This is a genomic window from Parabacteroides distasonis (assembly GCF_004793765.1).
GTDB lineage: Bacteria > Bacteroidota > Bacteroidia > Bacteroidales > Tannerellaceae > Parabacteroides > Parabacteroides distasonis_A.
This window is the reverse complement of the sequence record NZ_SRYM01000097.1, coordinates 1-4,933: the sequence shown is the minus strand read 5'-3', so window position 1 is coordinate 4,933 and position 4,933 is coordinate 1. Positions and strand designations below refer to the sequence as shown.

Genomic DNA, 4,933 nt, shown 5'->3' with positions numbered 1-4,933 from the left:
AATATTATGGGTGCTTTCAGAAATGGAAGTGCCCATTTCTCTTTTATTTGGGTTGAGACTATCCAAGTAAGAAGAATAGGGCTATTTATGGATGCTTATCTCTTATTTGTTCCAGTTTCAGGGGATTTTTGGAAGATTTTACTTTTATATAGCCAGTCACAAAAAATCCCCTGAAAAGGAAAATACAAACCATAGGCAAGCCTTATTCTCTGATTTTTCTTTGGGCTGTAACCAAGTAAGAGAAATAGTAGTTTATTATCCGCTTCAATCAAAAGTTGGCAGTCTATCCTTTTACTTGGGTGAAGCCTCTGGATATTTGAGAGACAGGGTTCGGATTGAGACCGAACCCCGAAATTTTGGGTATGGGAACTCACCTGTCACATGAGTTCTTTTGTGCGTGATTTATGCGGCTTGTTCTTTATTTAAGAGACCTTTGCCATCTAAATATTGGGTAAATAGCTCTGTATAAATTACGTTAATATGGTCAGATGTTACCATATTGATTATTCTTACGCTTTCGCTGCTTAATGACTTGATCGTGCTAATGGTTTCTGCGATTCCAATCATCTTTTCTTTACCCTGTGGTTTATAGTTGGCAAATCGGGTAATAGCATCAATCAGATAGCGGTTCTTGATAGTTTTCTCTGTGAAGTCCATATTTTGAAGAGTTTCGATTATCTCATCGCCAATTTCCAAGTCATATTCAATAAAGTTCTCTTCCACTATGCCTAATACGGCACTGTTCCATACTTTCGGTTTTATTGTCTTACCGAAATTGTAGTATTTGGTAACAACACTGATATTCGCTTTTAGCTCAACAGCCTTTTGAAACACTTTAGTATAAAACTCATGTTGTGTAGCCAAAGCTGCGTTACCTGCTTTCTCCAATCCGTTGAAACCACGGCTTAGTACATTGTTCACTCCTCTGTATTGGGCAAACTCTTGCAAAGAATCAAACCGTTTAATTTGTACATTCTCTATGACTAATTGTTTCTCCTCTTTTACAATGGCATTTAAGTTATACTCATGATAAGTAGCCCATTGCCAATAACCGTTTGCGGAATCAACTGGAACATAGACATTGTGAGTTCCTTTTTTCACTATGTTTCCGTTCAGGTCTTTCAGCGTAATATCCGCATCATAGAACAAGTCGGCATTTGTTACATAAAGTGGGACTTTCTCAAACTTATCATTGGCTATCAATCCCTTTCCTAATTCAATATTAGTTTTGGCAACAGACATGCTGTAATCAGATGTAGCTATAATGATTTCACTTTGTCTTTTCGTGATTGTTACTTGTTCTTCAGTCTCATTTGTCAAGTCCCAGAATATCACCTGTGTAGTTGGAAGTTCCACCTTTTTAAGTGCTTCAAGATACCCTCTTTCCGCTTTTCTCACATTGACTTCTGCCAATTTCTTGATGTTGTCTTCCGCATCTGCATTATTCAACAAGAATTGTCTTTTCTCCTTTAATAACTCGTTAGCCTTTTCAACTGTCATAACCTCGTTTGCTTCTTTAACTGAATCTAAATTTCTCATTTTCTTTTACGCTTACCTTTACAGCATTAGGTTCTAATTGTTTATTGATTACACTGCAAAGATGGGGGTATGACAGTCCCGATTCCTATAAAGAAATAAAGCGAAGTTTTGGCGTATTGTTTATAATGCAGTTATACAGCGGTTTAGATTAAGTTTGAAGATTCAAAAAAAATGACATCACCAAGCTCTATGAATATCAGCATTAAATGGATTATTGGGTGATTCTTTCTGTTTGGGGATATTCCACCAACTGAATTTTGGATTGTTTTTCTTCAAGTTGTTGAGAGTGGCACGAAGATTCAACATATCATCTTTCTGGCTGTCCTCTTCTATCAGTCCTAAATACTTCATGTAATCCAATAAAAATGCAGCTTGACTTTTATTGATTTGAACATTGGCATCTGCAAAAGAGCTGAGCTGCAAAAGTTGGGAGGTCTGCCATAAAATCCAGTCTGCGACTATACTGTTCTTCTTTCTTCCTTTTCTTCCTTTAGTTGGATAATCTTCTTCCAGTTCCTTTTGAGCCTCTTCCAGACTGGAAACGCCCAAATATTTGTCCAGATAGGGAGTAATCATGTTCATAAACCAATTATCACAGTTATCTAAGGTGATAACCTCATTATTGTATTCAATACGGATTGTATTGCTTTTTATCTGTTTCTTGTCATGGAACATTTCATAGAGTTTCAACAAATCTGGACGAACAAAAGTGTTATAAACAGATTGCAAGTCATTGACCAGAAAATCACGAGAATCAAAGAATCCATCAGAGTTTACATATTTATGGTATATGGCAGCCACCATGACTAATGAATAAGCGATATTCCAATCTGTTTCTGTTACAGATTCCTCATCCACGAAATCAAAATACATCTGGAGAATCTTGTTGAAATCATAGTCTCCAAAATCCAACATGATAGCTTTTCCAACTTGCATCATTGTTTCATACATCTTCTCTGTATTTAAAGAGGTCTCAATATAGCTCTGCTTAAAGGATGGAACAGCGAGATAAGTTTCTTCCTGTTCTTTTGAGTATTTTCCATTTTGGATGTAAATATTATGAATTTCTTCAAACTCTAAGTGAAACATGGAACGCTCATAACTGAAATACTCCTCTAACAGAGGCTCTATCTTCTTTAATAATTTAATAGGGAAATTGATGTATGCCATTCTCTTGTCTTTATTTGTTTGCACACAAAAATAAAGAAAAAAGAATCCTGTCCCCATTTCTGGAAACAGGATTCTTTGGTTTAGAGTAGGTTTTTCATTGCGTCTTCCATCTGGTCATTACCGAAGCTGTCCAGATAGATTTGGGTTACTCTCTCTGAACTGTGCCCTAAAGCCTCACAGATTAAAGAGGTATTCACGCCTGATCTCTTTAATGATGTGGCAAAACTATGACGGGCAACGTATGTTGTCAAGTCTATAGGCAAGTTTAATTCTTTGCCAATGGCTTTCAAACGGTCATTCACTTTAGAGATCACCTTATGAATCCTGTTCCTTTGCTGTTGTTCCGTTTTATGGAATGTGGAAAGGATAGGAAATAGATAAGGATTATCAGGATCTGCATATTTATGGATCAGTTCGATCGCTTTTGGCTGCAATGGTAGCTTTATCAGCTTACTTGTTTTACGTCTGGAATAGATCAAACGGTTGTCAATGATATTATCTTTCGTAAGGTATGCCATATCCACGAAGTTAATGCCACCCATGAAGTAAGAGAAAGTAAACAGGTCGATAGGCAGTCTCGTAAACGGATTACTTGACTGGTAGGAAAGAACCTTGTTAATATCCTCTTTGGTAATAGCTCTTTTGGCTGTTTCTTCATGTAACTTAGATACTTTATACTTTTTAAAAGGATAATATTCTGCTTTGACAATGTTTTCTTCAATCGCCAGATTGTAGATCGCTCTCAACGTCCTGAAACGAATACCGATTGTATTTTCTTTGATATTGTTTGAGCGTAGCCAAGTTTCATATTTCCGTAGCCAAGCCGTATCAATATCAGGAAAATAGATATTCAGATGTTTGTTGAACTTGATAAGCGAGTTATACACCTGTTTGACAGAAAGCATATATCCAGTACGTTTCTCAGCTGAAAGCCTTTCCATATAGCCTAAAAAGACATCGCCAACGGTTTTCAGTTTTACAGGATTGTTTACCTTTTCCGCCAAAGTGGTTACCGTAAACTCTCGTTCCATAGCCTTTAATTCCAGAATTTTATCTGTATAGGCTTTCGTTTTCTCTGTAATCACCTTTTCGATATACTCTTTGTTGGGACATTTGGAAGTAGGTTTATTGGCTTTGAAGTCCCAATACTTAGGATCAAGCGAGATTCCAATGCTTTCATACTTCATCTTTCTGTCTTTACAGATTCTAATCATCAAAGGAGACTCATTGTTTTTCAATACTTTAGATTTGTAACATACGACATTGATAGTTGTACTCATGGTTTAAACGCTGGTTTAAACATCGGTTTAAACAAACCACGAAAAACACAGAAAATAATGGGATTTGAAGGGAAAAACCACCGAAAAGACACAAAAAAAGCAGTTACTTTTGATCGTAACTGCTTGATTTTCAAGTGGTGCCACCAGGAATCGAACCGGGGACACAAGGATTTTCAGTCCTTTGCTCTACCAACTGAGCTATGGCACCATTATATTATTTAAATATCGTTGTTTCAATTACGGGTGCAAAGGTAGGCTTTATTTTTAATCTAGCAAATATTTTGAAAGAAAAATTTACAAGAAAGTAAAACATCTATTTTTTGAGAAAAAAATCACTTTTCTCTTGCTGGTTCAAAAACAATGCGTATCTTTGCACCCGTGATCGAAACAACGACACGAGAAAACAAAAAACGGGATGTAGCACAGTTGGCTAGCGCGCCACGTTCGGGACGTGGAGGTCGGAAGTTCGAGTCTTCTCATCCCGACTCATAAGAAGGGAAGGGGAAGGAGATATGTCAAAATCAAGGCATATCTCCTTTTTTGTTTATGCGACTATTTTTTCAGTAATCTGGGGTCAGTCCGAAAACGCTGTGGGTATGTTAAATCTACACTGTTAGTTTGCATAATCTAAAAATAAAGAATGGTATATCTCCGACTCCCCTAAACTGTGCTCTGAACGCTTTAATTTTTGCATTGAATGATTCTGCAAATGCATTCGTTTCCCTGTTAACAAAATAGTTTAGTATTGTCTCATAATAGTTCTGCATGGTATTTGTTACGGTTCTGAGACATCCGTATCCAAGCTTTTCTATTTTATTGTACCACAAGGCAAGCTTTCCACGTGCCACATCCTATTATACACATCGGTCAACTCTGTAGCCAAGTCGTGAACTGATTTCAGCTCCGGATAATGTGCGAATATGATTTCCGCACGTATTCTTTGG

4 protein-coding genes and 2 tRNA genes are annotated in these 4,933 nt (G+C 36.9%); 1 reads left to right on the top strand and 5 read right to left on the bottom strand.

Annotated features, from left to right (window positions below; all coding sequences use genetic code 11):
• Window positions 1-402 precede the first annotated feature (402 nt).
• The 4 genes from E5342_RS18585 to E5342_RS18570 all read right to left on the bottom strand — a co-directional run bounded on the left by E5342_RS18585 (window position 403) and on the right by E5342_RS18570 (window position 4,197).
• Entirely contained in the window at window positions 403-1,539 is a 1,137-nt protein-coding gene (locus E5342_RS18585) for a hypothetical protein (protein ID WP_135960041.1), read from the bottom strand.
• Between the two features lie 177 nt (window positions 1,540-1,716).
• A complete protein-coding gene (locus E5342_RS18580) occupies window positions 1,717-2,709 on the bottom strand; it encodes a hypothetical protein (RefSeq protein ID WP_135960040.1) in 993 nt (330 codons plus the stop codon).
• 80 nt (window positions 2,710-2,789) lie between these two features.
• The gene (locus tag E5342_RS18575) at window positions 2,790-3,989 is read right to left on the bottom strand and encodes a site-specific integrase (RefSeq protein WP_135960039.1); all 1,200 of its coding nucleotides are present in this window, start codon (window positions 3,987-3,989) and stop codon (window positions 2,790-2,792) included.
• A 135-nt stretch (window positions 3,990-4,124) separates the two neighbouring features.
• Window positions 4,125-4,197 (bottom strand) — tRNA-Phe (locus E5342_RS18570).
• Window positions 4,198-4,400: 203 nt separating this feature from the next.
• Here E5342_RS18570 and E5342_RS18565 point away from each other — a divergent pair.
• Window positions 4,401-4,474: transfer RNA gene (locus tag E5342_RS18565), tRNA-Pro, on the top strand.
• A 120-nt stretch (window positions 4,475-4,594) separates the two neighbouring features.
• Here the strand turns inward: E5342_RS18565 and E5342_RS18560 are convergent.
• Window positions 4,595-4,837, bottom strand: coding sequence for a transposase (locus E5342_RS18560; protein ID WP_135960038.1), 243 nt, complete (start codon window positions 4,835-4,837; stop codon window positions 4,595-4,597).
• Window positions 4,838-4,933 lie beyond the last annotated feature (96 nt).

What these genes read in the sequence shown, in the direction of transcription:
- E5342_RS18585 (WP_135960041.1), bottom strand. Translation starts at nt 1,539, where the DNA reads ATGAGAAATTTAGATTCAGTTAAAGAAGCAAACGAGGTTATGACAGTT.
- E5342_RS18580 (WP_135960040.1), bottom strand. Translation starts at nt 2,709, where the DNA reads ATGGCATACATCAATTTCCCTATTAAATTATTAAAGAAGATAGAGCCT.
- E5342_RS18575 (WP_135960039.1), bottom strand. Translation starts at nt 3,989, where the DNA reads ATGAGTACAACTATCAATGTCGTATGTTACAAATCTAAAGTATTGAAA.